Origin of the sequence: Saccharibacillus deserti (genome assembly GCF_013618475.1) — a bacterium.
Taxonomy (GTDB): Bacteria; Bacillota; Bacilli; order Paenibacillales; family Paenibacillaceae; genus Saccharibacillus; species Saccharibacillus deserti.
Window position 1 is genome coordinate 139,391 of the sequence record NZ_JABJVN010000004.1, and the last position, 24,954, is coordinate 164,344.

Here is a 24,954-nt window from a genome sequence, read left to right on the forward strand (position 1 = left end):
GAATCCCCGACTGCGAAAAATCATGTACAAAGGAGGGAACGATATCCCTGATTCCCCAAGCGCGGGCAGCCGGAGGCTGCTCATCACCTTCGGTGCCGACCTGGACCACGGCAACATGGACCATTTGGTCCGCACATTGTTGAAACCTTATGTCTCTGAAGCGCCGCAGACCGATTACACCCATCCGGTTCTGCGCAAAGGCGCAGAGCTGATCTTGAATCTCGAAACCTTCGACACTTCTCCCGGCCGGCCGTTCGAACGCTATTTTGCCGAGGATTATCATCTGACCCAAGCCCAACTGGACGGGTTTCTGTACAAGTTCCGCCAACTCAAAGGCACGCATGCGTTCGGAAATCCGAATATCCGCGCACACGCCGAAGCGGTGCGGGGCGAACTGGAATTTTCTTTCCTGATCACGCATACGCTCGCCGGCGAAGCGCTGTATGTCCATTACGCGGGCCAATCCGAAGGCGACGGCGACAAGATCGCCCTGAGGCTTATCCCGCTGCTGCCGCCCGAAGAGCGCCATCTCCTGATGCCGATCGACGAGACTGAGCCGCTCCGGCAGCAGCGCCTGCAGGCCTGGATCGACCGGCTGCTGGGATTGGACCTTGGACTCAGCCCCGGATCTGCTCCAGAATCTGCGGGTCTTTGATCTTCGTATCTTCGGCCAGCAGCACGATCTTCGACAGGATCTCCGCGGTGCGCGGATCTTCGTCGAGGAAAGGCAGGAAGAAACGGCCGCGCTGACCGCCATGCACCGGAATGATATTCAGGGCGCCTGCCGCCTGCTTATAGGCGATCCCGCTGCCCAGATGCACGGCATATTCGCCGAGCGTTCCGTCGATCCGGGCATAACTGCCGTCCAGACGGACATTCTCCGTGCCGAGCAGATCCAGCGACTCGCGCACGATCGCCGTGCGCAGCTCGATTGTGGTCAGGCTGGCTTCCGGATCGACGCCGCCGACATGCGCCATGCTCACGACAAGATCCGCGTCGCGCATGATTTCGGAGAACAGCACCGGCGGAAGACCGGCAAGCGGAAGCGGCTTGTGCGTACGGCGGTCGCTGAATTGAATCTGCTCGAGCGTCGGCGCTTCCGTATCCGCCGGAGAGAACCAGTCCGCCATCGCGTACAGCGTCGCGATCACATTGCGTCCGTAGTCGACCTTCTGCAGTCCTTCTTCGTAGCTGACCGTCCAGCCCCGTCCGCGCAGCAGCGCGACCGTGCGGCTCGGCTGTACCTGATGTCCCGCATACCGGGAAGACGACAAGACCGCGGCTTTCTCGTCCGCATTCGGCAGGTACAGCTCACGGAAGATCTGCTTGAACGGCTGGCGCTGCGCCTGCGCCTGTTCCGGCCGCAGACCCCGTTTGATCAAGTTCCGCTGGAACAAAGACCATTGTCCGCTCGCATACAGATCGACGGGGTGGGCCACCACCAGCTCCGCTTCGGCCTGCAGCGGCAGTCCCGCGCCGCTCTCGATATCGGCCAGCGCCGATTCTTCGGCCCGGAAATAGCCAAGTTTCGGCCGTTCCGCCGTCTTATCCGCCAAACGGAAGACCAGCGTATCCAGCAGCGGCGAGACGACGGGATTGCCGTGCAGCTTGAGCAGTTCGGATACGCGGAACACCGCCTCCGTTTCCATGGAGCGCTCCAGCTCGCGGACGAAGCGCCGATGCTGTTCGGTCAGGTCGGTCTTGATTTCTTTTAGCCGCAGCACATGCTCGTCCTTGTTCAGACGCGAAGGGATCGATTTGAGCGGTTTGCCGTTCTTCTCCGCTTCGATCTCCGGCAGTCCGCGATCGTTGATCGTCAGCTTCATCCGCACATCGCCGATTTCGGTCGGCTGCATATGGACGCGCAGCTCGTCCATTTTGCCTGCTTCCATATCCCACTGCAGCCGCGTGGCATCGGCATAACCGGCGCTTCTGGCCAGGTTGCCGAGCGCGATCCGGCCCGCCGCGCTTTCGCTGGCCCGGCGCTGGGCGCCGAACTGGCGGCTTTCCAGCAGGAACTTCTGGATATAATCGTAACGCTCGCGCAGATCTTTCTCCCGATTCTTGGCAAGCGGGATCAGACTGTACGCCAGCAGTTGGTCTTTGCCTCGCTTGGAGGCCACCTGAGCACGAATCTCGTCAAGCTTAAGCCTGCCCAGTACCGCATCCGCGAACAGCTGCGAACGGCGGTGATTGGAGCCGCCCGAGATGTATTTGGCACAATCGTACAGCTGCTTGAAGCGCTCGGCTCCGATCGCCTCGTACGCTTCTTCAAACCACTGGACATCGAACGCTCCATCGTTGAATTCCTGCGGCGTGATCGGCGAATAATGCGCGACGATCGTTTCTTTTTCCGCCGAGAAGCTTTCGTTGATGTGCGCATGGAAATACCAGGCGGCGCTGCGAAGTCCCGGCCAGTCCAGATATTCGGCCACAATCTCGATCCACTGCGGAGCGTACATGGCGGCTTCGAGCAGACGCTGCTCCGAAATCCCCGTACCCACAAGACTCTCCGCCAGTTTGGCCGCATCGTCGCTTTTGGCCGGATGGCAGTTCTTGAGCAGATCGCTGAGCGACTCCTTCTTCGTCAGGCTGTCGCCGTAACCGTAAATATAGCCGCGGACAAACGTCTCGCCGCCGAGGCTGACCAGAATCCGGATGAATGCTTCCATGCCTTCGATCCGCAGCAGGGAAAAGGTAAGCGGAGTCGCTTCGGTCGCAAGGTCTCCCCGCGCCAGTTCGATCTCCAGCAGCCGGTCGACCACGCTGCGCAGAATCTTCTGCAGCGGTTCGCTCCGCTTAAGCTCTTCCGGCGGACTGGACGTCATATTGCGAAGCAGATAGTTGGCTTCGCTGCCGAGCAGCTGCTTATAGATTTCGTTGTCGCCGATCAGACCCATCGTGTGGGCTTTGAACAGCATGCGGATATCGAGAGACGAACCTCTCTGCTCGTCGAACGATCGGCGCGTCTGGTCGAACCGGAAACTCAGGGAGATGCTGCGTTTGAACGAAGCGTCGTCGTAGACTCTTCGGCGCACGAGAGCCATCCAGTCATTGGCTATCACCAGCCAGGCGGGACGGTCTTTGCCCGGCGCATCCTCGGGAAACTCGGCAAACAGCCGTTCCATGGCCGAAGCCGCCGCTTCGTAGGAAACTTCCGGCTCGCTGTCCTCGAGAAAAGCGCCGATCAGCAGGCTGACCGCGGCGGGATAACGGCATTCGTCGAGAATTTTCCAGAACGTCCTTAAGGTCTCGAGCGGATAAAGGCCGCTTACATAGTCTTCCCGCCAATCCGACAGGAAAGGCAGCCGCTGCATTTTCTGATAATCGTAATGGGCGGCGAATTCGCTGTAATGGTCGCTCAGCATGCCGGCAAACGACTTCGTTTCCGCTATCATGTACAGGGCAAGCCGTTCTTCCGGTCCCAGGCCGCTTTCTTCGAGGTAGGTCCGCCATTCTTCGGCCAGCGGATAGTTATCCAGTACGGACTCGCGCTTGTAGTCCTGCTCCAGAGCCGCATTGTGAGAACCGGCGCGGTTGTAGGACAGCGGACGGAATTCGGCGCCGAGCAGCAGTTTTTCCTTGGCTTCCGCGTAATATTCCACTTCGTATTCGGTATCGCGCAGCTCATGAATCCGCTCATCCAGACCGCGGATAAACGCTTCGCCCCGTTCCGCGTCCAGCGAGAAGATCCGGCCGAACTCGCCCTGCGGACCCGAGGACTCCAGCAGCCACGGCTCGGTCGTATGCGCATCGTACAGACCGAATCCTTTCTCGGCGGTATACAAGCTGCGCTCCGCAGGCGACTCCAGCTTCTGCAGCAGCTGTTCTTCCTTCGGCGTCGGATGAGCCACCTTGGCGGCAAGAGGAAGAAGCGCTTCGTAATCTTCCGCGCGCTCTCCGTCCGAGGACAGTTCCGTCAGCAGCTCCAGACCGGCCAGACGCTGCAGCTCCGACTTGGCGCCGAGCAGACGGTCCAGCGTCCTTGCGAGCGCTGCCCGGGGTTGGCTCAGCAGCAGGGCGGTCGCGCTTTGCCGAAGCGAGCCCGTCTTGAGCTTCAGCACGGCCTCGACGCGCCGAAGCTCGCTGTCGTTCAGTTCGAGCGTCCTTGCCCGTTTGAGCGCCGTCTCGCGGTTGCGGATGTTTTTGTCCGTCAGCGTATCGAAAATAAATCCTCTTTGCACCTCGGACTCCGGCTCCATCAGGAAAAACTTCAGCAGATCGTGCCGGTTGTCGGCGCTCATCGAACCCGACAGTCCGATCAAGCGCTCCGTCCATTCCGCGTCCATATCGTAAGCGGTCAGATACATCATTTTGCGCAGCACCTGGGACGGATCGTAGGCATAAGGCAGAAAAGCAAGCGCCCCGGACGTCCCGCTCACCGGCTTGGCCGGGCCGTTTTGCAGCAGGGCGGCGAAAGCCTCGAATTGTCTGCGGCGTTCTTCCTTGTCTTCGAGCCCGGGCGCTTCCTCCAGTCCAAGTCTGCGGAGTCCGGTGCCCATCCGAAACGATTCTTCATCGTCTTCCATCGTCCAATTGACGTTATACTCATATGTATAATTGACCAGCATCCAATACAGCAGCTCCGGATCACGCTCTTCGCTGTACAGCAGTTCGACGGCCGAAGCGTATTTAAGTTCCGCATGCTGGCTCATCGAGAGGACATATTGAGCCGCAACCTTGCGGTAATGTTCGCTCCCCGCCATAATGCGGCGCACCTGCCCCGGAAGCTCCGCTTCTTCGACCAGCGCCTGGGCGAACAGGGATACATAAACTTCCTGGGCATTGCTCGAGTCCAGCCAATCGGCTCTCGTCTGCGCGTCGACCAGCGCCGTATAGAGCCGTTCCAGCATCTTGGTAACCACCCGCTGATCGTCCGCTTCGAAAGGCACCCCGGTCCAGACCCCGGCGGCGCGGACAATCGAAGCATAACGAACGAATCCGTTGTCGAGAATCAGCCTCAGCAGATACAGGAACGCTTCCGGTGTACCGAAATCCATGCTCTCCACGATCGACTGCCGCAGTCCTTCCTGCAGGCGAGCCGCCACGAGCAGATCTCCGACACTCTTGTGCAGATCCGGGCGGTGGCTCATCAGCATGCCGGCAATCATCTCGCGGCTGAGCAGGGCCGTCTGGTTCTCGCCGAGCACGATATCCCGCAACGCCGACTCGACCCCGGCCTCGTTGGCGTCGAGCTTCTGCGCGATCAGATCGGGAAGCGTATGGCTGATCCGGTAAAAAGCCCGTGTCCGCTCGCTCGAATAATCCCGCTGCGTCAGATAGTCGTCCAGCGAGAAGTCCGAAGCCTGCAGCCACATCTGTCCGACGATCTGCGACAGGATGCGCGTCAAATGGGCGGATAGATCCGAAGTCCGGAATGGACGACGCATGTAGCCGACCGCATACGGATAGTCGGCAGCCTGCTCCGCCATCCGGCGTACCCGCTGCCCGGCTTCGTCCCCGATCCATACGGATACGGCTTCTTCCAGCGGCTTGAACAGGGTGTCGGGATGACCTTCGGCCCGCTTCAGAAGCAGCCGGCGCATCTCCCGCACGCTTTCCTGATTCTCGTGGACATAGCCGTTCCCGGAAATTTCGTACAGACAGGCCGCAATTTCGGCGTGGGGTTCCCCAAGCTCCTGCGCCCGGCTCTTCAAGCCTTCGAAATAACGTTCCTCCTGCCTCATGCGCTCTTCTTCGTTCATGATTCGTTCGCCTCCTCGATCGCTGGGTTCGATCCGGTCAGCGGCCCCAATAGCCGCCGGCCAGCATCGTAAAGCGCATAAATACAACTTCGTCCCCGTCCGCAAGCGTGAGCGGCACATCGAGACCGGTGACTTCTTCGCGGCGTACAAAGACGCGGTACAGCCCGTCTTCAAAAGCCAGGATCGCGGCCGATACCGCCTGATCGGCATCCGGCGATTTCTCCCCGTACACGGCCCCGAAACCGATCCGTCCGCTGCCTGCCTCTTCGCCGATCTCCTGTTCGGTGAGATAAGGCAGCAGATTGCCGGTTGTCTTCTTCCCTGCGAATTCTTCGACCATCAGCCGCGCCGTTTGTTCGATCAATTCGCGCAGCGTGCGCGGCATGCCGGGAAGGTCCAGCTCGCGCCCGGCGATTCCCCGTTTGCGGCCGGAACTTTTGACGATTGCGGTCAGCTTCATAGTGGTTCCTCCTCGCGGCTGCGGCCCAAAAGCCGATTTCTTTACAAAAAAGCGAATAAACGTTCCCCTATTCTTCAACATTTATTCTATCAGAATTCCGGACACAAAAAAACCCGCCGCATCCGCGGCGGATCTCTTTTACTCGTCTACTCGTCTAGGGCCGTACGTGCCAGCGTCTGGAGCACCGCATCTTCCATCGGAGGATTGTGCAGACCGGCCCGCACATCGCGGTAGTACCGTTCCAGCGGTAAGTTTCTCGACAAACTGGCTCCGCCGACGATCTTCATCGCTTTGTCGACGACCTGCGCGGCCAGGTGGGTGGCATTGTATTTGACCCAGCCGAATTCCGGGCGCATCGAAGCCCGTTCTTCCGGCAGACGGTCCCAGCGGTCGGCGATATCGTACAGAGCCGTGCGCGCCAGGCGCAGCTCGCTGTCGATCTGGCCGAGCCACTGCCGGATATGCGGCAGGGCGGAGATCGGTTCCTTGAGGCTGTTCGGCGTATACGTCTTGGCGAAGTTCAGCGCGTAATCCCGCGCCGCGTACGCGATGCCGAGATAGCAGGCCGGAATATGGAGCATCCATCCGTCCCCGTCGTCGATGCTGCCTTTGGTTTGGCCCGGTGTATAAATTCCCATGACTTGTGCGTCCGGTACGAACACTCCGTCCAGAATGATATCGTGGCTGCCGGTCGCGCGCATGCCCAGGGTATCCCATGTTTCTTCCAGCGTTACGCCGGCGGCCGTACGAAGTTCGGCCGCCCGTCGCTGAGAAACTTCGGCCCGCCGCGCAATTTCCGCTTCGCCGGGCAGTGCCGCTCCGCCCGGAGCGAACGGCGATCCGGCCGGTGCAGGCGCTTCCGCCGATTCGCTGGCGGTAACGTCTGCACCGTTCAACGCGCAGAGTCTGATGATGAAATCGCCGACTTCCGGCGAATTGTCGATTCCCGCGCTGACGATATAGTCCGTCAGCAGCGGACCAAGCGTACTGTACGTTTTGCGGCCCGCCAGTTTCCAGCCGCCTTCGACGCGCACGGCTGTCGTCTGCGGACGTCCTCCGCGGGTCGGGCTGCCGGTCGCGCGTTCGCTGGCGAATTTGTTGACCATGGCACCCAAACCGACCACGTCCCGGCAGAAGTCGGAATAACTCGGCTCCGGCCAAATATCCGTCTCGCGGTAGTGCAGCATCATGCCTCCGTGCCAGCCGGCGCTGAGCGCGGTCGAACCGTCGCCGCGCGCGATGCGTTCCTGCACGAGCAGCCACTCGTACAAAGATACTCCGTCGCCGCCCTGCTCTTGGGCAAGCGTCAGCTTGGCGTACCCGGCCGCTTTGAGTTCTTCGAAATTTTCGAACGGAAACGAACCTTCGCGGTCATGTTTGGCCGCACGCCCGGCGAAACGTTCCGCCAGACCATCCGCCCAGGCCGCAAGTTTCTCCTCGCGTTCGTTTCTGACGAACGCGTCGATCGCTTTTTTCCTCATTATTCGCTCATCCCTTCCGCTGTCCAGTCCCGATCTTTCTTCTATTATAGAGAAAAAAGGTTCCGTAAAGCAAAGCGGACGACTCGGATTTGCGAATACGAAAACTAAATCGATTATTTTGAATCAAAGGTTACTGACACACTGCTGTCAGCAGCAGGTTGGTAGGATACGGATATTCCCATCGAAAGAATAAACTTTTATACCCAGGAGGCTATCATGTCAGTAACCGGACCCGATTTTATTTCCTTGCAGGTGAGCGATCTCGAACGTTCTGCCGAATTCTATCAACACCATCTTGGGCTGGTTCGCTCGCAGGCGGGACCTCCTCATGCCGTAGTCTTTGAGACGAAGCCTATCGCCTTTGCTCTTCGCGACCGGATCCCGGGTGTCGGCTTCGGCGCGGGCACCCGGCCCGGACTTGGCGTCGCGCTGTGGCTTCAGGCTCCCGATTCGCAGGACATCCATGATCGGCTTCTGGCCGCGGGCGTAGCGATTGCTTCTCCGCCGATTGATGGGCCTTTTGGGCGCACCTTTACTTTTGCCGACCCGGACGGCTATCTGATTACTCTTCACGGCAAAGCCTGATCCGCCGAAAAAAGCCTGACCGTCTGCCCGTTCTTCGGGCAGGGGTCAGGCTTTTGCTCGTATATGCCTCAAGTCTTCCGGCTTACAGCTTCTTCTCCATCTGGTAATCGGTAATCGCGTACCCGGCCTTTTGATAGACATGCAGGGCGGTCGGATTATGTCCGAATACATGCAGACCGATCGTCGAAGCTCCCAGCGCACGCGCCGCCTCGTCGAGCACACGCATCGTAGCCTGTCCCAGGCCTCTGCCCCGGTACGATTCTTCGAGGATAATGTCGTACAGAAAAGCACGCGTTCCCGCCGGCGCATCCGATACGTGCAGCCAGACACTGCCGATATTCGTCGGCTCGGCTCCGTAACGGATCACGTACAGATAATGCTCTTTCGTCTGTACGCCGTCCGGCAGGTATTTGCGGTAAACGGCCTCGGACAGCTCCAGCGATTCTTCTTCCGTCCAGGTGCCGGCCGTCACTTTGTCCCGGGCGAATTCCACGACCGAACGGGCTCTGAACAACCGGAATTCGTCTTCGTTCATCCGTTCAAGGGTAACTTGTTCCATGCAGCTCCTCCTTCTGTTGATGGATCCTTCATGCCGTACTGTTCCTTCTGCGTCAAGCCCCGAACCGCTTCCGGTACCCGCACTTCCGGCACAGCTCCTCTACCGCCTCGCGGCGCGAGAATCCGTACACGATATCGTTGGCGCGTTTGCTCTCCACGATCTCGGAAAACTCCTGCTCGAGAACGTTGCCGAGGTTGATGACGCCTTCTCCGTCCAGGCAGCACGGAACAACCGTACCGTCGACCAGAATAGCCGCATGGCTCCGCAGCGCGTGGCAGAACCCTTTGCCGTCGTCTTCCGGCGCGCTGAGGCTCGGCCACTGGAACTCGTGATCCTGATTCAGATAGACGTTGCCCGAGACCTTGAGCCCTTTGCCGCGCTCGAACCGTTCTTCGATCCGGTAATCCAGATCGTATTCGCGCTCGATCAGCTCCAGCGTCTCGCGGTTGCGGCTGCGTGCGGCATTGGTCATATTGTCTTCGGTGAGATTCCACAGGCGGAACGAGAAGATCAGCTTGCCCGACACTTCATGCTCCGAAGCGTCGCGCACGAACGAGAGGATATCGGCCAGGTAGCCGTTGCGGTCGGTCGAACCGGCGTGGCCGTCGAAGCTGTGCAGCGAAAAGTTCATCTGGCGCAGCGCCGGCTTGCCCAGCAGCTTGTCGCGGTTCTTGGCAATCAAGGTGCCGTTTGTCGTGATATTGACGTGGAAGCCGCGTTCATGCGCCAAATCCAGCAGCACATCGATCTTCGGATGCAGCAGCGGTTCGCCTTTGACATGCAGATAGATATGGTTCGTATGCGGATCGATCTTGTCCAGAATCTGCGCGAAGGTCTCGGGCTTGATGAACTTGGCCTGACGGGCTGTCGGCGGGCAGAAATGGCAGGACAAATTGCAGACGCTCGTGATTTCGATATAGACTTTCTTGAATGTTTTCAAAAGTTGACGCTCCATTCCCGATGTAGGTTCTGTGTCTATTATGTGTTCCGGGGAGCAAAAGCTCAAGTCCCGAAAAAACTCATTCCCCAAATCGGCAGGAGGCACGGTCGGGATCTTCTCCGGGCTCAGATCAGCGCTTTGCGCATCCGCTGCAGCGACATGCCGGGCAGTTCTTCCGTGACGCGGTAACCGAGCCGTTCGTACAGCCGTTTGGCGTCCGGATTTCCGAGACTGACCGTGAGCGAGCAGGCCGTAAATCGCTGGCGGAGAGCTTCTTCTTCGGCAAAAGCGATCATTTTCGATCCGGTTCCAAGACCCCGGCTCTGCGGCATGGCCGCCAGGGCCGCGATATGGAACTCATCGCCGAGCCCTTCCTTCAATCCGATACAAGCCAGCAGGTGACAACGCCCATCGTTTCGTCTGCATGCTCGGCTTCATAAGCGTACTCGTGGCTGAAGCGGTTGCCGCCCGCGCGCCACGGCTTGCGCATGATGCGCTGCACCTTCCGGTCGTTGCGGCTGCCGATCAGGGTATTTGCCGTTCCTCCCATCGCCATCATGGGCAGCTTGGCGCCTACCGGTGAACTCGGATCGGCTTTTACGATTGTCGGCATGACAGAACACTCTCCTTGGTTTCTATTGAATAGTCAGAGCTTCCCCGCCCCGGTCGACCCGTTTTCCGATCAGACTCTCGACGATAATCGTTACCGTTCCGACGGTAAATCCGGCCAGCGTCTCGATCCCGGTACGGACATTTTGCTTGAGATGCCGGCAGACTTCGGGGATGCGCACACCGAACCGCATATCGACCCGAAGCTCCACATCAAGCGTCGTTTCGCGGATATGCAGCGCGATCCGGCCGCTTTTGGCGGCTGCACGAAGCCGCTCCGGAGTTCCCGCGGCCTCCTCTTCCTTGAGCACGATGCCCTCCGTCTGCGCCAGCGCGCCGGCTACAATCTTCTGAAGCGCCTTCTCGGCTACGCGGATGCTGCCGTAACCCGTTTCGATTTTCATAGGTGATCCTCCTTCAGGGCGCAGGCCCGTTTCGTTATCGACGATCTACCGCCCTGATTCCCCTGCACCGCGCAGCCTTTTCCGGCTCCGAAGCCGGCCGATTCGTCGAATCTCCTTTTGCAGATACAACTCCAGATACGATCATATAAACTATCTTTTGATAGTTATATCTATCATTCTTTTTTCTATATTAACCGCTCTATCCGCCAAAATCAACTTTTCCGCCTGCCGCCGGGTTTTCGTGTATACACAAAAAAAGCGGGCACTCTGCTGGAGAGTGCCCGCTTCTCGTGCCGGCTGTGCCGGCTTCATCCTTGCCGCCTTACCTTTCAGCCTGTCAGTGAGCCGCAGACGGTTTGCCCGGAGCGCCTGTCTGCTGCGCAGCGGCCGCCGGAACCGGGTTCGCCGGCTGCAGATAGGTCCGCAGCAGCGTAATCGCCCAGGTAACCAGCGCGATCAGCAGCAGATGCCAGGCGAACACACCCGCTCCGTCTCCGTTGTAGATCAGACGCATAAAGCCCTGAATACCGTTTGGCGCCGGCAGGAAGCTGCCGAGATGCCGATAAAACGGCGCCAGCATGGCCGCCGGAATAATATTGCCCGCCGTCATGAGCTGAAGCGGCACAAGCGCCACATTGAACAGCGGGGCGACGTTGCCCAGCAGCGCGAAGCTCATCTGGGTCAGGCAGGCGCTTGCCAGGAAGACGCAGCCGAGCATCAGCCACATGCTCCACAGCGGTGCGGCCGGCTCTACAAACAGCCGGGCCACGCTCACGATCACAAGCGGAGCGGCGGCGCAGATCAGCAGCAGAAGCAGCTGGCGGCTCCAGAAAACCGCCCATTTTCCTGTACGGTGCTTCATGATCTGCGCCGTAATATTGAACTGGATATTCATGGTCATCATCGCGATATACGGAATGAAGCCGAGGATCATCGGCAGCATGGTAACGGCAAAGTTGCCCTGGTCATGCGTCTTGACGATTTCGGCCTGTACCGGCATACTCGCGCTTCCTCCGGCAATCGCCGTATTCATGCCTTCGGTCAGCTGCGAGGCCGCGCCTTCCATCATCGCGGCCGCCACTTCGGACGTCCCCTGATTGATCGTGTAGACGAGCTTGGCCGAGCCTTGTTGAAGCGACGCCGCGAAGTCGGCCGGAATACGGATTACCATCGAATAGTCTCCGCTGTCCATCGCGGACACGGCTTGGTCAAGATCGGCGACGATTTCTGTGCCAAAAGGCGCGGAAGCCTCGATCTGCTGCGAGATGGCGGCACCGGCTTCGCCGGCCTCATTGACGATCGCCACCTGCAGACGGTCGATCCGCTGGGTCGCATCCTGATAACCGGTCATCCACAGCAGCACGAACAGCAGCGGAACGAACAGCGCGAAGACGATCCCGATCCGGGTCGTCGTGATACTCATCATAGTCTTGAAAGCTTGGTTCATTAAAAAAATTCTCTCCTCTTGTAAGTCGGGCCTGTATCAAACAGTGACTCAAATTTGAATGGTTGAATGTGCATCTATTTGGATAAAAAAAGTCATCCGGATACATTGCCGAAAATTCGGTCCAGTACCCGAATGAACAAATTCAACTCTTCTTCCGTCAATCCTTCGATCGCTCCCCGGTTCTGCGCTTCCATCAGCGGAGTCAGCACCTGTTCGACTTCCCGTCCTTTTTCCGTCAAATACACCAGTACGCTTCGCCGGTCGGACGGGTTGCTCCGGCGCACGATCATTTTTTTGTGTTCCAGCTTGTCCAGCACTTTGCTGATCGAAGTCTGGTCGCGGGAATGAATCTCGGCCAGCTTTTTCTGCGAAACGCCGTCGGCCAGCGTCAAGCGGTGCAGCACACCGTACTGTTCGGGTGTCATGTCTTCCGAAGAAGTCACCTTGCCTGCTCGTTTGGCATAAGCCAGATAAGTGCGCGACAGCAGAAAACCCAGCGTATCGGCAGCATTGTCCATCTTCATTCTCCTTTGGCGGGTAAGCATGCTTCATATTCGGCCGTTTTTATAATTGCATGTGCATCTATTGCATCTGCTATTATATCGGGCGAATCGGAGCAAAGTCAATTTAAAATTTAAAAGGCTTTTGCAGGACCAACCCGATCAGCCGGGTTCGAAGCGTCTGCGCCGCATCGCTGCGTTCCATCCGCATGCGCCGGCTCAGCTCCGCGATATCCGGTTCGAGCAGCGCCACGATTTCCAGCAGCGCGTCTGGGTCTCCGGCACGCGAACGTTCGACCAAGCTCACGAATTCAGCGTCCGGCGCAGATGCTCCAGCGATTTGTGTTTCCATTTATTCACCCCCTGCTGGCTGATCCGCATCATGTCGGCTGTTTCCGCTTCCGTTTTCCCCTGCAAAAACAACGCTTCCATCACCTGTCTGCCTTTGTCAAAAGGAATCGAATCGATCCACTCGTAGACGGAACGCTCCGTCTCTTCCGGGTCGTGTGCCGGCAGGCGCTCCCATTCCTCCGATTCGACCGCGTTTCTCTCCCGGTACAGCCGCTTCCGTTGATGATAAGCCGCACGCCAGGCCGTTCGCTGAAGTTCTTCCCGATAATATCCGATCGTCTCGCGCATCGCCCTGCATCTCCTTTCAAATCGAATAAGAACAAATGTTCCTATTATCTATATTATAACCTTTGCCTTTTGGATAGAACCATTTCCCGGAAAGGGCACAACGTTTAACGAAACGGAACGTACATCGATAGAGGGGCTTTTTATTTTTTTGGATAAACGGTTGTAAAAGGAGCCGAATTCCCTCCTTCTGTAATGAAGACGGAAATCGCCGCCAGCCGGCGGCGGAGCCGAATCGAACAACAAGGAGCGATTACGATGAAAAAAGTAGTGTATGTACCTTTGGACGATCGTCCGGCCAATCTCGACGATGTGATCCTGCAGGGAAAAGCGGCGGGGCTGCAGGTTCTGACGCCGGAAGCGTCTGTCATTCGCAACCGTATGGACGATACGGGCGAGATCGAAGGTACCGAAGTGGTCGGAACGAGCGGCGCGGTATACGGCGACCCGGCCGGTGTGCGGCAGTTCTTGCAGCAGCATGCCGCGGAAGCCGACGGCTTCATTATCTCGACCGATATGCTGGTCTACGGCGGGCTGATCGGCAGCCGTCGCCTGCGCGACGATGCCGGCGGCGACTATCCGAATTACGATCCGGCCGTAGACGGACTGCTGGGCACGATCGCCGGGCTGAAGCGCGATTATCCCGATAAGCCGGTCTTCCTGCTCGATACGGTCATGCGGCTGGCGACCACGACGATGGCCGAAGGCCTGAGTATCGAGGTGTACAACGAATCCCGGGCGCTGACGATGAAGCCGCGGCTTTCGCAGACCGAATTCGATGCGATCCTGAGCGGCTATGATCTGAAACCCGACGGGACCCCGTACGAAGAGACCGTCCATCTGAACAAGGAACGGTATTACAATGCGCGCCGCCACAAATTCAAGACGAACCGCCGGGTGCTGGAAACGCTGGTTCGGGATGCGGGTATCGATTTTGCCGCAATCGGCGTGGACGACGCTTCGACGCAGGGCGTGCAGGCGAACGAAATCGACTGGATCGAAGCGCGCATCGACGAATGGCTCGGCGGCGGCGGCGGACAAAATCCGGATCGCGCCGTCATTCTGCCGGATGCCGACGGCTTGGGCCATGTCCTGATGGCCCGGATGGCTGCCCGCCTGCACGCGGATACGAGCGCGCCCGCAAAACCGGTTGTCGCGGTTCGTTACTTCGGCCGGGACGGAGCCGAGATCGTCAATCCGTACGAGTATATGGATGTGCACCAGAATATCCTGCGGCATATCGATATCGCGGGCGGCACCTACGTCGGCGATGGACGTTCTCCGCTCGCGCCGCCGGTCGAAGCGGCAGATACGCCGTTCGAGCTGGAACTGATCGCGCTGACCGGCGAAGACGCGATCGGCGAAGCGGTCGCGCATATCGAAGCCAACCGCGCGGCGCAAATCCCGACGCTTGTCGTCGATTTCACGCGGGGCGGCTCGGCGGGTCCCGTCGTGACGCCGGTGCTGCTGAATTCGCCGGCGACCGGAAGTCTGCTGGGCTACAGCGCCTGGAACACGGCCGGCAACAAGATCGGCATGTCGCTTGGCATGGCGCTGTCCCGTTTCTTTTTCCTTCGCCGGGAAACCCAGGAGCGTCCGCTCGGCCTCGCGCTCGACGCGCACGGCTCGCTGCTGTTCAAGCGTTTCCTCAAAGACTATTCGTACAAATCGCTTGAAATCGGCGTCATCCGGACCGAATCTCGCGCCCGTACGCCGTACACGAACGTGACCGCCGACCAGAACATGCGCATTTTCAACACGCCGGAAGATTACGACTTCCTGACGCAGCTGCTTCGCACCGACATGCAGACGCGCACGAAGGAACTTGCCGCCATGCCGGCTTTCGGTATCGGCACTAGTTCCCCGGCCTGCGCTATCCGCCGCTTCGGCGTTCCCGAAGGCGAAGCGGGCCCGAACTCCCGCGACTGGCGCTACGCGCAGTACGCCGCAGCCCTGCTGCCGGAGACCAACCCGAACTTCCTCTGGTGGCGCGCGTTCGAGATCACGCTGAATCCCGAGATCGATCTGGAACGGACCTCGCAGGGAGCCTGCGAGTAAAAGCTGGCGCGGAAACGTCAAAATTGCTCGACAGGGCTGGAAGCAATTTTGACGCTGCGTCGCCTTCTATACTTCCTTCCGCACATCAAAAAGCCCCGAACCGCTTGGCGGTTCGGGGCTTCGTACATTCGTATATTCGTATATCGGACCGGGTGTCCGGACTATTCGGCTTTGACAGCCGTTTCGCCGGTTACTTTCGCACCGTCTTCAAGTTTGAAGGCGTCCAGTTGTTCTTGAGTCGAGAAGTACAGATTGCCTTCAACGGTAGCGTCTACCACCTGGAAACCGTTGGCCGTTACGTACACGTCGCCTTTGAATGTGCCGCCTTGAATACGTGCATTTTCGCTGTTCACTGTCAGTCTTGGAGCCGTCAGTGTGTAGCGGGCCGTTACATTGCGGTCTGCATCCTGCGCGTACAGAGCGATTTTGCGGGCAGGTTCGCCTTTATTTTCAAAGGGTCCGTCCAGTACCAGATCCTGATCGATCGTCAGGTCGTTCAGCGCAGCGATGATCCATGTGCCTTTGGCGCTGATTGCATTTACGAAAGCATCGCTGTCGTTAACGATCGAAGCCGTCGTTTCTGCATCGGTTGCGGCTGGAGTTTCGGTTTTGGCCGGAGTCTCGGCTGCAGCCGGTGTTTCGGTCGCTGCCGGTGTTTCCGTTTTGGCTTCTTCGTTGTTTCCGCATCCCGCCAACAGAGCAATCCCCAATACCAGACCCACGCTTACTGCTTTTTTCATTTTTAATTCTCCCCTTATGAATAAGTTCTCTCAACCTTTGTTCAATATATCACAAGGGTCAAGAGAATAAAGTAATATTTTTCACAAAGTTTTATCTATTTTTTGAACCATCTAAATTTACTGGATCAACGCCCGAACGCGCTGTCCAGACACAGAAGAAGCAAAATGAAGTACCGCTTTTATGGAAGAACGCCAAAGCCCGCAGACTGCCGGAGATCGGCAGGCTGCGGGCTTTGGCCCAGCAGATGAAACGGATGACGCTAACGCAGCTTATTTGTACGGATTCAGGCAGCCGTGTTCCGTCCCGCTCCGTTATTCGCCGTATAGGGCAGCCAGAATGCCGCGCAGTTCCGCCGCAGCCAACTGCCCGGGAGCGGATGCCTGCCGGGCCGCGCCGAAAGTCAGCGCGGAACCGAACGTCCCGCCCGCGACCCGGCTGACCGCGCCGATCCGATCCATCGACATCGTGATAATCGGACCTTCGCCTTCCAAAGCGACGATATGCGTCGCTTCAAGCAGCGCCAGTACATCGCCGGCATTGTGGGGCATCACCGCGATCTTCGGCAGATCCCCGCCCAGTTCGCGCGCCCGGCGCAGCCGGGACACAAGTTCTTCTCTCGGCGGCGTCTTGTCGAAGTCATGGTTCGACACAATCGAGCAGACGCCAAGCGTATGCAGTTCGCGGGTCATCTCCCGAACCTCTTCGTCCCCGGTGAACAATTCGATATCGATCAGATCGGCATGGCCCGAAGCCGCAGCTTCCCGGTTCATCCGGAGATAGACATCCGTCGGCAGCTCGCGCTGTCCTCCTTCGCGCAGACTGCGGAAAGTGAAGATCAGCGGAAGCTCTCCCAACAGACCTCGCAGCTCGGCAAGCCTATCCAGCACGGCTTCGACCGAGCCGCACGCTTCGAAGAAATCCACCCGCCATTCCACGATATCCAGATCAAGAGTCCTCAGCCGTTCCGCTTCTTCCTGCAGCTCTTCCCGATTCTTTCCGGTCATCGACACACAAATTTTCGGGAGCCCTTCTCCCAGGCGCACCCCTCTGACTTCCACGATCCGATTCATACTGCTTCTGCCCCTTTCGCCCGGCCGTCCGGTTGTTCTTTCTATTACGGTAACGCATATCCGCGTTAATTGCCAGTGAGAGTTGTGCTCTATCTTGTTTCTCCGCGCATAAGCAAAACCGCCTCTTCCCCATAAGGGAAAAGGCGGTTGGATGCTTCGGTAAAAACGAAACCGGCTGGTCTTGGAAGCCGAAGCTTCGCAATCCCGTGCGACCTGCTTACTTCGGCGCGATCAGCGATACGACGTTTTCGGTGCCGTACCATTTGACCGTGTAGCCGGACAGCTTGGATACGTCGCGCAGCGGGATGTACAGCTTGTTGCCGACAAAGCGGGAAGCCGTCATATTGAGCGTTTTGCCGTTCACTTTTGCCGTTTTGCTCTTGGCTTTGTGTACGATCGTTTTGCCGCCTACTTTTGCCGTGACGGTCATCGTTTTGGCGTTCCAGTCAACTTTACCGCCAAGCATTTGGAAGCCTTCGCGCAGCGGCATGTACAGACGGGAATCCAGCGTTACGATATCGTTCTTCATCGCTTCGAGTTTGCCGTTAACGAACACGCTGCCTGTGAATTTACCGTCGCCGTTCAGGGCGTAGCCGTTGTTGGCCGCGATCTGCTCGAAGCTCAGGCTCGACGAAGTGATAACCGCGTACGTGCCTTTGTTGACCTGATCGAACAGCCAGTGGATATCGGCCGTGTGCATCCGGATACAGCCGGCGCTTACGTACTTGCCGATCGAGTTCTCGTTGTTGTTGCCGTGGATCGCATAAGTCGTGCCGTACGTGCTGCCGACTTCAAGGCCGATCCAGCGGTCGCCCAGCGGGTTCCTCGGATCGCCGCCCGGGATATTGTCCTTGTAATAAGGACGGTTCTTGATTTTGTTCACGATCTCGAATTTACCTTCCGGAGTGAGGTCTTTCGTTTTTCCGGTTGCCACCGGGAAGGTCGAGTTCAGCTTCCCATTATCGAAAAAGGCCAATTGGTTCGTCTTTTTGTTGATGATGATCAGCTGTTCTCCGCTTCCCGCAGCCTGAGCGGCTCCTGCGAAGGAGAAGCTTCCGATGAACAAAGCCAGCAGCGTAAGCGCGGCCGTCCATTTTCTTAAATTCTTCATTTGTCTTTCCCCCTTCTGATGCGTCGTGTCCTCGGACACGCTGTAGATCGGATGTCTCTTTCCAATTAGACGCGAATGATTCGAGATAAGTTGCACAAATCGACAAAATTTGCCTCGTTCACGCTGGATTTTAAGAACATCGCCGTTTTATTTTACCCTAAACCAAGCCGTGTGCTATCGATTTGTGCAAAAGAGACAAAACTGTATCTTTTGCCTGCGCCGCCGCAATCCCGCTTTTTACCGGAACCATTCCTTGAACCATCCGGCAATCGGCTGCAGCACTTCGCGTCTTAACCAGGCCAGCGGAGGGTGCAGCAGCGTCCGATAGAGCCAGCGAACCGGCCGAACAATCAGGGTGCGCCACAGCCAGCGGAGAGGACGCAGGACAAGGAACTGCCATAAAGCGGCCAGCGTTCTCCCCAGCCAGGCCGCCGCGATTCGGCATGCGTTTACCACCGGGAGCAGGATATGCCTATAGAATCCGCGCAGCCCGTAGATCCAGACCAAGCGCAGCGGAATGTACAGCACATAGTAGAAAAAGGGATACGCCAGATACGACCACAAAAACAGAAGAAACGGCCGCAGCAGCTTCTCCCACAGCCAAAGTCCGGGAATACGGAACAGGTAGGTCCACAGCGGCTCCAGTACAAAGCGCCAAATCCAGGACCAAACCGGCAGCACAATCCGCAGCATCAGCCAGGAAAGAGCCGGGTCCAGCACTTGGTTCCACAGCCATCCGCCGGCGACCTGGATGAGATAGATCGGAAAATAAAAAAGGAAGACGAGACCTTTGATCAGATTTTTCATCAGTTGTCCGATTGGCATGCACGGTCTCTCCTTTGGGACGGGAATGATAGAGTATACGTTTGCTTCGCCTCGGGGTTGCAGCCTGGAAAGTACGGCAAAAAGCCCGTACGGCTTCAGAGCCGTACAGGCTTGGGGTGGAAGATGGCAGCGCCTTCCGGCCCTTAGAAGAACCAGACGAAGTAGATGATGGCCGCGAGCACAATCCGGTAAATCGCAAACGGCACAAGCTTGATCCGGTTAATCAGCTTCAGGAAGAAGCGGATCGAGATCATGGCGAACACGAACGCGCTGATGAAACCTACAATGAAGAACGGCAGCGAATCCAGCGTGAAATATTCCCAGCTGTGACGCAGCGAGACCAGACTTGCTCCCAGCATGATCGGAACGGCCATAATAAAAGTGAAATCGGCCGAAGCCCGGTGGCTCATGCCGACCAGCACGCCGCCCGAGATCGTGGCCCCGGAACGCGAGAAGCCCGGCCAGAGCGAGACGCATTGAAACAATCCCATGTAGAGGGCTTTTCCGTATGTAATCTCATCGACGCTTTCGATCACTTTGCGTTTGGAATTGCGCATGACGATATCCGCCACGATCATAAGAACCGCTCCGACCACCAAGGCGCCCAGTACCGTGCTCAGCGAGAACAAATGCTCATCGATATAATCGTTGAACAGCAGTCCGAGAACAGCCGCCGGCAGCAGTCCGATCAGCACATGCAGCAGATTCAGCTTGGGCGTGCCTGCAGGCGCACCCGAATGCCGTCCGCGCAGCCCGAGCAGCTGATAGAACTTTTCACGGAACAAGATGACGACCGCCAGAATCGAACCCAACTGAATGACGACCTTGAAGGTATTCGCCACTTCCCTGGAACCGAGCAGCTCTTTGGATTTCAACCACAGGTCGTCGACGATAATCATATGACCGGTCGACGATACCGGCGCAAACTCGGTCATCCCTTCGACGAACCCCAAGATCAGCGCCTTAAACAAAGAAAATAAATCCCAATCCACTTTCTCCCGCCTCTCCGCTTTCTTTTATCGTATTAAAGGCCCTTCCAATTTTAGCACGGCGGCGGCCGAGCAATCCAGCGCTTTGCATGCACGGCAGTACGGCCGGGGCAAGTCCCGGCCTCCGTACGTTATTTCGCATACCGGAGCAGGGCTTCGGCCGCCCGCACGCGCAGCAGCGGATCGCCGCCGTGCAGCGCCTCCCGCAGCACGGCGACCGCTTCCTTCAGCGTCTCTTCGCCGACGAGCGCAGCGGCGCTGCCGCAGGCCTCCGCCTGCTGCACTTCGCTTTCGCGCTCCGGCGCGGGCAGCGCTTCCGGTTTGAATCCCGGCAGCATGCCGCCCGGTGCCTGGGCGGCAAACGCCTCGAGCCCGGCCTGCTCGGCCGGCAGCGCAAAGCGCGCGACCGTGCCGTCCTCGACCTGGCCGGATTCCGCTGCCCGCAAAAATTCGCGCAGCGCAGGGCTTAGCGCCGCGGTCGGCAGCACGCCCAGCCAGGTCACGCCACGACGGTGGCAGGTCGCTTCTTCCTTGCTGTCGTAATCGTCGCGATAATAATAATCGCCCAGATCGCCCAGCCAGGTCCTTCCGCCGCAGGGAAGCAGAACATAGTCGCCGTCGTTCATGTCCCGAACGAACGCTTCTACGCTCCCAAGCCTCGACTTCAGCACGTTCCCCTCATATCCATACACCCGATTAAGCCGCTTAGAAACCTCCGCCGCTTCCGCGTTTTCCAGACTTCCGATCCCCGGGTACCCGATACTGACGAAGCAGTCGCGCAGAAAGTCGTCCAGCCGGCTTCTTTCCCCGACGAACGGCGACATTCGGAACAGGTTCATACGCCGCCACCTCCGCTTCGGTTATTGGACGTTCAGATTCGCTTTCTCCCTGCGGGATTCCGCGATTTTCTCTCCGACTTTGACCAGAATCTGGTCCAGCGAAGCCGGATCGTTGACATCGTACTCGTCGATATTCAGGCGCAGCACCGGACAGGCGGAGAATCCGCCGATCCAGTCGGCATAGCGGCCGTGCATTTTTTCCCAATAGGTGACTTCGGTCTGGATCTCCATCTCGCGGCCGCGCTCGTTGATTCGTCCCAGAATGGACGGCAGGCTGCCTTCCAGATAGACCAGCACATCCGGATGAGGGAAGTACGGCGTCATCACCATCGCTTCGAACAAGCTGGTGTACGTTTCGTAGTCGACTGCGGACATCGTGCCCTGATCGGCATGCATTTTGGCAAAAATGCCGGTGTCTTCATAAATCGAACGATCCTGGACAAATCCGCCGCCCGCTTCGAAGATCGCTTTCTGCTCTTTGAAGCGCTCGGCCAGGAAGTAGATCTGCAGATGGAAGCTCCAGCGTTCGAAGTCGTGGTAGAACTTCTCGAGATACGGATTATGGTCGACTTTTTCCAGGGAAGTCTTGAAGCCGAGCCGCTCCGCGAGAGCCGCGGTCAATGTCGATTTGCCGACACCGACCGTTCCGGCTACGGTAATCAGGGCGTCGGAAGGAACAGCAAACAGGGATGGGGATGTCATAAGTCAGGTCAGGCTCCTTTTGTTCGATAAAATAGTCCGTGCGGACGTCGATCAGCTAAAGTTTCTGTGCGCAATACTTGCTTTGACGCGGGCGGCGATATCGGCGAAGTGTTCCGGATCGGCCACAAAATCCGTAGCGTCGCCGTCGATGGTCAGAATAACGGTATCGGGCTCCGTGACGGCCAGCGATGCCATCGCCGACTCGTAATCTTCAATCAGCTGCTCCAGATAGGCCCGGTCCATATCCTGCTCGAAAGAACGTCCTCTTTTGGCAATACGGGCCAGAAGCGTCTCCAGACTGGCTTTGATATAGACGATCACGTCGGGCTTCACCAGATCGTCCGTCAGCACATGGTAAATCTGCCGATACTTCTCGCGCTCGCGCCCTTTGAGGGTCCGTTCGGAGAAAATCAGGTTTTTGTAAATATGATAGTCGGACACCAGCGGTTTGCCCTGCCGGATCCAATGGGCTTCGGCGTCGCCGAGCTGTTTGTACCGGTTGCACAGGAAGAACATCTCGAGCTGGAAACTCCATTCGTCCAGGTTCTGATAGAACCTTTCCATAAACGGATTTTCTTCGACGATTTCTTTGAGCAAAGGCATATTCAATTCCGCGGCCAAAAGGGTGGCGAGCGTCGTCTTCCCCGCTCCGATCGGCCCTTCGACCGCGATAAAAGGAATCTGGTTCATGTAAATCCTCCTGCTTCCGCCGCTTGATGCGGCTTTGGTCCAAAAATAAAAGAAGTCGCGTTTCCAAACCCGAAGACGCGGCGTAAGCCATTGTATCACAGCATCGGGCAAAACCGGATAACCAATCCGAAAATTGTCCGCCAAAACACGGCACGCAAAAAAGACCCCGCAGGGTCTTCAACGCACGCAAAGAAAGTGTGTGCACGGAGGATGCAGCCCTAGGAACGCTCGGCTGCAGCTTTCTCCGCGAGAATGTCTTTGATCCGCTGCACGGCTTCTTCAACCGTAGCGGCACGGATCTCCCGTACCGATTCCGGATCCAGACCGTCCGCGGAATAATCGTATTTGGGATCGTAATACGATTCCAGCATCATGCGTACGGCATCGGCATACTCGCCGCTCTCCATCAAGCGATGGATTTCGGCGGCAACCGGCTGGTGGATATAGGCTTTGATCCGGAGAAAAGACGCCATGCAGGCCTCGGCATGCTCTTGGGGCCGGTAATCTTCGAGAATATGACGGACGCGCTCTTCCATGGGAAGACCGACGCGAATCTGTACGCCTTCTTCTTTTTTGCGCATGAGAAAAGCGGGAACTTCGATCCTGCCGATTCGTTTGCTTTCGGCTTCGAGCAGAATATAGGGCGAGTCGGCAACCTCAAGCAGCCGTTCCAGCAGCAGAGCGTCGAATGTCTTCTGATTGCGGGCTTCAACGCCGATCCCGCCAAATACGGAACCGCGGTGTCCCGCCATATTTTCCAGGTCGACAACCGGGTATCCTTCTGCCTGCAGCCTCTGAAGGGCAGCCGTCTTGCCGCTGCCGGTATTTCCTCCAAGCACATACGCCTGCGCGTTCAGCTCGAAGTTCTCCAACCGGGCCACGACCCATTTGCGATAAGCGCGGAAACCGCCGTTCAGCCGATAGACGCGTATGCCCATCAAATCGAGCACGGTCGCTGTCGTCCGGCTGCGCATGCCGCCGCGCCAGCAGAACACGGCTTTGGGCCCTTCGATTTCTTTGAACTGCCGGACAAATTCCGGCAGTTTGGCCGAAGCGATACGAAGACCGCGTTCTTTGGCCGCTTCGACCCCTGTCTGTGTATAGAGCGTGCCGACTTCCGCACGCTCTTCATCGTCGAACAGCGGGATATTCAGACTGCCCGGTATGGACGCGCTGCGGTATTCGGACGGAGACCGGACATCGATCGCCGCGATCTCGCCGTTCGAGCGTTTGACAAGAAGTTCTTCTATCGTAATGTCTTGAAACAAATCGGTTCTCTCCTTTGTCGGACCGGCTAGATGACCGTAATACGGCCGGGATTCTCGGAGGTGACGCTCCCGATCGCCGAAGCTTCGACGCCGGCGGCTTGCAGGCGTTCCAACAGCTCGTCCGCCTGGTCGCCCGGAGCGGCAATCAGCAGTCCGCCCGACGTGACCGCATCGCACAGGATCCATCGGCCGATCTGGTCCAGGTCATCCGGGAACGAAACGTCCGGCTGGACGTGATCGTGATTATTGCGGGTGCCGCCCGGCACGGAACCGCCCTCGGCCAGCTCGCGTACTCTCGGCAGCAGCGGGACGTCCGCCGAGCGGATCACGATCCCCATGCCGCTGCCTTTGGCCATCTCGACCGCATGGCCCAACAGACCGAATCCCGTTACATCGGTACAAGCGTTGACGTCATACGGTTCCATCGTCTCGGCGGCCGTCTTGTTCAGCGTCGCCATGACGGAAGTAACGCGTGCGATTTCTTCTTCGCTCAGCAGATCTTTTTTGATCGACGTGGTCAGAATGCCTACGCCGATCGGCTTGGTCAGAATCAGGGTATCTCCGGCTTTGGCTCCGGCATTCGTCCGAATCCGGTCCGGATGCACGGTTCCCGTCACGGCCAGGCCGAATTTCGGCTCTTTGTCGTCGATCGAATGCCCGCCGACAAGCGTCACGCCGGCTTCCGCCATCTTGTCGCCCGCCCCGCGCAGAATCTCGGTCAGGACCGACTTTTCGAGCGTATGGATCGGAAAAGCGACAATGTTCAGCGCCGTCAGAGGACGCCCGCCCATCGCGTAAATATCGCTGATCGCGTTGGCCGCGGCCACCTGGCCGAAATCGTACGGATCATCGACGATCGGCGTGAAGAAGTCCAGCGTCTGAACGAGCGCAAGATCATCGGTCAGCCGGTACACGCCCGCATCGTCGCTCGTATCGAGTCCGACGAGCAGATTCGGATTTGCCGCCTGCGGCGGAAGCTTGCGCAGCACCTCCGCCAGATCGGCCGGCCCGATCTTGCAGCCGCAGCCGCCTTTGGAGGAAAGCGAAGTCAATTTGATTTTTTCGGGTATGGACATTACAGATCTTCCTTTCTGTCGCTGCTTGCTATCGGCTGTTCGCTTCCTATTCTACCACTTTTCCGACCGCCGCTGCGTTCGGCAGATAAGAACTCAATGCCCATACCGGAATATTTCGCGTTTCAGGCAGGTTCCGAAGGTTCTGCAGTCCCTGGTACCCATCCATGCCGGCAAATTGTTTTTCAATAGGATTCCCTCCAAAAAAAGCCGAAGAAGAAAGATGCGGACCGCGCACCCTCTTCTTCGGCTCGAATGATCA

At 58.0% G+C, this 24,954-nt stretch carries 25 protein-coding genes; 3 read left to right on the plus strand and 22 right to left on the minus strand.

All coding sequences use genetic code 11. The annotated features are described in order from the left end of the window. Nucleotides 1–22: 22 nt before the first annotated feature. Entirely contained in the window at nt 23–655 is a 633-nt protein-coding gene (locus HOP44_RS12510) for a hypothetical protein (RefSeq protein WP_172253828.1), read from the plus strand. Here HOP44_RS12510 and HOP44_RS12515 read toward each other — a convergent pair. From HOP44_RS12515 to HOP44_RS12525, 3 genes are all read right to left on the minus strand, one after another. Further along, nucleotides 618–5,705 (minus strand): DUF4132 domain-containing protein, encoded by a 5,088-nt coding sequence (locus HOP44_RS12515; RefSeq protein ID WP_172253829.1) that lies wholly within the window; start codon nt 5,703–5,705, stop codon nt 618–620. The genes HOP44_RS12510 and HOP44_RS12515 overlap by 38 nt on opposite strands. 37 nt (nt 5,706–5,742) lie before the next feature. Further along, a complete protein-coding gene (locus tag HOP44_RS12520) occupies nt 5,743–6,165 on the minus strand; it encodes a hypothetical protein (RefSeq protein ID WP_172253831.1) in 423 nt (140 codons plus the stop codon). 146 nt (nt 6,166–6,311) lie between these two features. Then, complete coding sequence (locus tag HOP44_RS12525) at nt 6,312–7,646, minus strand: acyl-CoA dehydrogenase family protein (protein ID WP_172253833.1); 1,335 nt, start codon at nt 7,644–7,646, stop codon at nt 6,312–6,314. A gap of 216 nt (nt 7,647–7,862) precedes the next feature. Here HOP44_RS12525 and HOP44_RS12530 point away from each other — a divergent pair, with 216 nt between their 5' ends. Beyond that, nucleotides 7,863–8,231 (plus strand): VOC family protein, encoded by a 369-nt coding sequence (locus tag HOP44_RS12530; RefSeq protein WP_172253835.1) that lies wholly within the window; start codon nt 7,863–7,865, stop codon nt 8,229–8,231. 82 nt (nt 8,232–8,313) lie between these two features. Here the strand turns inward: HOP44_RS12530 and HOP44_RS12535 are convergent, their stop codons facing one another. From HOP44_RS12535 to HOP44_RS12570, 9 genes are all read right to left on the minus strand, one after another. Further along, nucleotides 8,314–8,790 (minus strand): GNAT family N-acetyltransferase, encoded by a 477-nt coding sequence (locus tag HOP44_RS12535; RefSeq protein WP_246369773.1) that lies wholly within the window; start codon nt 8,788–8,790, stop codon nt 8,314–8,316. Between the two features lie 52 nt (nt 8,791–8,842). After that, complete coding sequence (locus HOP44_RS12540) at nt 8,843–9,730, minus strand: radical SAM/SPASM domain-containing protein (protein ID WP_172195772.1); 888 nt, start codon at nt 9,728–9,730, stop codon at nt 8,843–8,845. A gap of 125 nt (nt 9,731–9,855) precedes the next feature. After that, on the minus strand, nt 9,856–10,110 hold the full coding sequence (locus HOP44_RS23265) for a GNAT family N-acetyltransferase (RefSeq protein WP_425501863.1): 255 nt from the start codon (nt 10,108–10,110) through the stop codon (nt 9,856–9,858). Continuing rightward, nucleotides 10,107–10,343, minus strand: coding sequence for a hypothetical protein (locus HOP44_RS23270; protein WP_425501864.1), 237 nt, complete (start codon nt 10,341–10,343; stop codon nt 10,107–10,109). The genes HOP44_RS23265 and HOP44_RS23270 overlap by 4 nt, the downstream gene beginning before the upstream one ends. A gap of 22 nt (nt 10,344–10,365) precedes the next feature. Beyond that, nucleotides 10,366–10,743, minus strand: coding sequence for an Asp23/Gls24 family envelope stress response protein (locus HOP44_RS12550; protein ID WP_172253837.1), 378 nt, complete (start codon nt 10,741–10,743; stop codon nt 10,366–10,368). A gap of 337 nt (nt 10,744–11,080) precedes the next feature. Beyond that, nucleotides 11,081–12,190: a YhgE/Pip domain-containing protein gene (locus HOP44_RS12555; protein ID WP_246369774.1), complete on the minus strand. Its 1,110-nt coding sequence runs from the start codon at nt 12,188–12,190 to the stop codon at nt 11,081–11,083. 92 nt (nt 12,191–12,282) lie between these two features. Then, nucleotides 12,283–12,708, minus strand: a complete 426-nt coding sequence (locus tag HOP44_RS12560; protein ID WP_172253839.1) for a MarR family winged helix-turn-helix transcriptional regulator — start codon at nt 12,706–12,708, stop codon at nt 12,283–12,285. Between the two features lie 109 nt (nt 12,709–12,817). Further along, nucleotides 12,818–12,997 (minus strand): helix-turn-helix domain-containing protein, encoded by a 180-nt coding sequence (locus HOP44_RS12565; RefSeq protein WP_172253840.1) that lies wholly within the window; start codon nt 12,995–12,997, stop codon nt 12,818–12,820. Continuing rightward, entirely contained in the window at nt 12,994–13,329 is a 336-nt protein-coding gene (locus HOP44_RS12570) for an RNA polymerase sigma factor (RefSeq protein WP_172253841.1), read from the minus strand. The genes HOP44_RS12565 and HOP44_RS12570 overlap by 4 nt, the downstream gene beginning before the upstream one ends. Before the next feature lie 255 nt (nt 13,330–13,584). Between HOP44_RS12570 and HOP44_RS12575 the strand changes: the two genes are divergently transcribed. Continuing rightward, entirely contained in the window at nt 13,585–15,384 is a 1,800-nt protein-coding gene (locus HOP44_RS12575; protein ID WP_172253842.1) for a DUF4127 family protein, read from the plus strand. Nucleotides 15,385–15,545: 161 nt separating this feature from the next. Here the strand turns inward: HOP44_RS12575 and HOP44_RS12580 are convergent, their stop codons facing one another. The 10 genes from HOP44_RS12580 to selD form a co-directional block, all read right to left on the minus strand. Next, nucleotides 15,546–16,124, minus strand: a complete 579-nt coding sequence (locus HOP44_RS12580) for a hypothetical protein (RefSeq protein WP_172253843.1) — start codon at nt 16,122–16,124, stop codon at nt 15,546–15,548. A gap of 312 nt (nt 16,125–16,436) precedes the next feature. Next, complete coding sequence (gene aroD, locus HOP44_RS12585; RefSeq protein ID WP_172253844.1) at nt 16,437–17,195, minus strand: type I 3-dehydroquinate dehydratase; 759 nt, start codon at nt 17,193–17,195, stop codon at nt 16,437–16,439. A gap of 217 nt (nt 17,196–17,412) precedes the next feature. Continuing rightward, entirely contained in the window at nt 17,413–18,306 is an 894-nt protein-coding gene (locus HOP44_RS12590) for a L,D-transpeptidase family protein (protein ID WP_172253845.1), read from the minus strand. Nucleotides 18,307–18,543: 237 nt separating this feature from the next. Continuing rightward, a complete protein-coding gene (locus HOP44_RS12595) occupies nt 18,544–19,131 on the minus strand; it encodes a hypothetical protein (protein WP_172253846.1) in 588 nt (195 codons plus the stop codon). Between the two features lie 143 nt (nt 19,132–19,274). Further along, nucleotides 19,275–20,123: an undecaprenyl-diphosphate phosphatase gene (locus tag HOP44_RS12600; protein ID WP_172253847.1), complete on the minus strand. Its 849-nt coding sequence runs from the start codon at nt 20,121–20,123 to the stop codon at nt 19,275–19,277. Nucleotides 20,124–20,251: 128 nt separating this feature from the next. Beyond that, a complete protein-coding gene (locus tag HOP44_RS12605) occupies nt 20,252–20,959 on the minus strand; it encodes a hypothetical protein (RefSeq protein ID WP_172253848.1) in 708 nt (235 codons plus the stop codon). Nucleotides 20,960–20,980: 21 nt separating this feature from the next. Then, nucleotides 20,981–21,661 (minus strand): deoxynucleoside kinase, encoded by a 681-nt coding sequence (locus HOP44_RS12610; protein WP_172253850.1) that lies wholly within the window; start codon nt 21,659–21,661, stop codon nt 20,981–20,983. A gap of 51 nt (nt 21,662–21,712) precedes the next feature. Next, nucleotides 21,713–22,351 carry a deoxynucleoside kinase gene (locus tag HOP44_RS12615; protein WP_172253852.1) on the minus strand — a complete coding sequence of 213 codons (639 nt, stop codon included), beginning with the start codon at nt 22,349–22,351 and terminating at the stop codon, nt 21,713–21,715. Nucleotides 22,352–22,569: 218 nt separating this feature from the next. Further along, nucleotides 22,570–23,619 carry a tRNA 2-selenouridine(34) synthase MnmH gene (mnmH, locus tag HOP44_RS12620; RefSeq protein WP_172253854.1) on the minus strand — a complete coding sequence of 350 codons (1,050 nt, stop codon included), beginning with the start codon at nt 23,617–23,619 and terminating at the stop codon, nt 22,570–22,572. A 26-nt stretch (nt 23,620–23,645) separates the two neighbouring features. After that, nucleotides 23,646–24,695 (minus strand): selenide, water dikinase SelD, encoded by a 1,050-nt coding sequence (gene selD / locus HOP44_RS12625; RefSeq protein ID WP_172253856.1) that lies wholly within the window; start codon nt 24,693–24,695, stop codon nt 23,646–23,648. Nucleotides 24,696–24,954 lie beyond the last annotated feature (259 nt).

Bases quoted from the DNA above. Each gene is read 5' to 3' on its own strand.
- HOP44_RS12605 (WP_172253848.1), bottom strand. From the start codon at position 20,959: ATGAACCTGTTCCGAATGTCGCCGTTCGTCGGGGAAAGAAGCCGGCTG.
- HOP44_RS23270 (WP_425501864.1), bottom strand. From the start codon at position 10,343: ATGCCGACAATCGTAAAAGCCGATCCGAGTTCACCGGTAGGCGCCAAG.
- HOP44_RS12520 (WP_172253831.1), bottom strand. From the start codon at position 6,165: ATGAAGCTGACCGCAATCGTCAAAAGTTCCGGCCGCAAACGGGGAATC.
- HOP44_RS12590 (WP_172253845.1), bottom strand. From the start codon at position 18,306: ATGAAGAATTTAAGAAAATGGACGGCCGCGCTTACGCTGCTGGCTTTG.
- HOP44_RS12555 (WP_246369774.1), bottom strand. From the start codon at position 12,190: ATGAACCAAGCTTTCAAGACTATGATGAGTATCACGACGACCCGGATC.
- HOP44_RS12535 (WP_246369773.1), bottom strand. From the start codon at position 8,790: ATGGAACAAGTTACCCTTGAACGGATGAACGAAGACGAATTCCGGTTG.
- aroD (WP_172253844.1), bottom strand. From the start codon at position 17,195: ATGAATCGGATCGTGGAAGTCAGAGGGGTGCGCCTGGGAGAAGGGCTC.
- HOP44_RS12530 (WP_172253835.1), top strand. From the start codon at position 7,863: ATGTCAGTAACCGGACCCGATTTTATTTCCTTGCAGGTGAGCGATCTC.
- HOP44_RS12580 (WP_172253843.1), bottom strand. From the start codon at position 16,124: ATGAAAAAAGCAGTAAGCGTGGGTCTGGTATTGGGGATTGCTCTGTTG.
- selD (WP_172253856.1), bottom strand. From the start codon at position 24,695: ATGTCCATACCCGAAAAAATCAAATTGACTTCGCTTTCCTCCAAAGGC.
- HOP44_RS12575 (WP_172253842.1), top strand. From the start codon at position 13,585: ATGAAAAAAGTAGTGTATGTACCTTTGGACGATCGTCCGGCCAATCTC.
- HOP44_RS12550 (WP_172253837.1), bottom strand. From the start codon at position 10,743: ATGAAAATCGAAACGGGTTACGGCAGCATCCGCGTAGCCGAGAAGGCG.
- HOP44_RS12560 (WP_172253839.1), bottom strand. From the start codon at position 12,708: ATGGACAATGCTGCCGATACGCTGGGTTTTCTGCTGTCGCGCACTTAT.
- HOP44_RS12610 (WP_172253850.1), bottom strand. From the start codon at position 21,661: ATGACATCCCCATCCCTGTTTGCTGTTCCTTCCGACGCCCTGATTACC.
- HOP44_RS12525 (WP_172253833.1), bottom strand. From the start codon at position 7,646: ATGAGGAAAAAAGCGATCGACGCGTTCGTCAGAAACGAACGCGAGGAG.
- HOP44_RS12510 (WP_172253828.1), top strand. From the start codon at position 23: ATGTACAAAGGAGGGAACGATATCCCTGATTCCCCAAGCGCGGGCAGC.
- HOP44_RS12570 (WP_172253841.1), bottom strand. From the start codon at position 13,329: ATGCGCGAGACGATCGGATATTATCGGGAAGAACTTCAGCGAACGGCC.
- HOP44_RS12515 (WP_172253829.1), bottom strand. From the start codon at position 5,705: ATGAACGAAGAAGAGCGCATGAGGCAGGAGGAACGTTATTTCGAAGGC.
- HOP44_RS12595 (WP_172253846.1), bottom strand. From the start codon at position 19,131: ATGCCAATCGGACAACTGATGAAAAATCTGATCAAAGGTCTCGTCTTC.
- HOP44_RS12615 (WP_172253852.1), bottom strand. From the start codon at position 22,351: ATGAACCAGATTCCTTTTATCGCGGTCGAAGGGCCGATCGGAGCGGGG.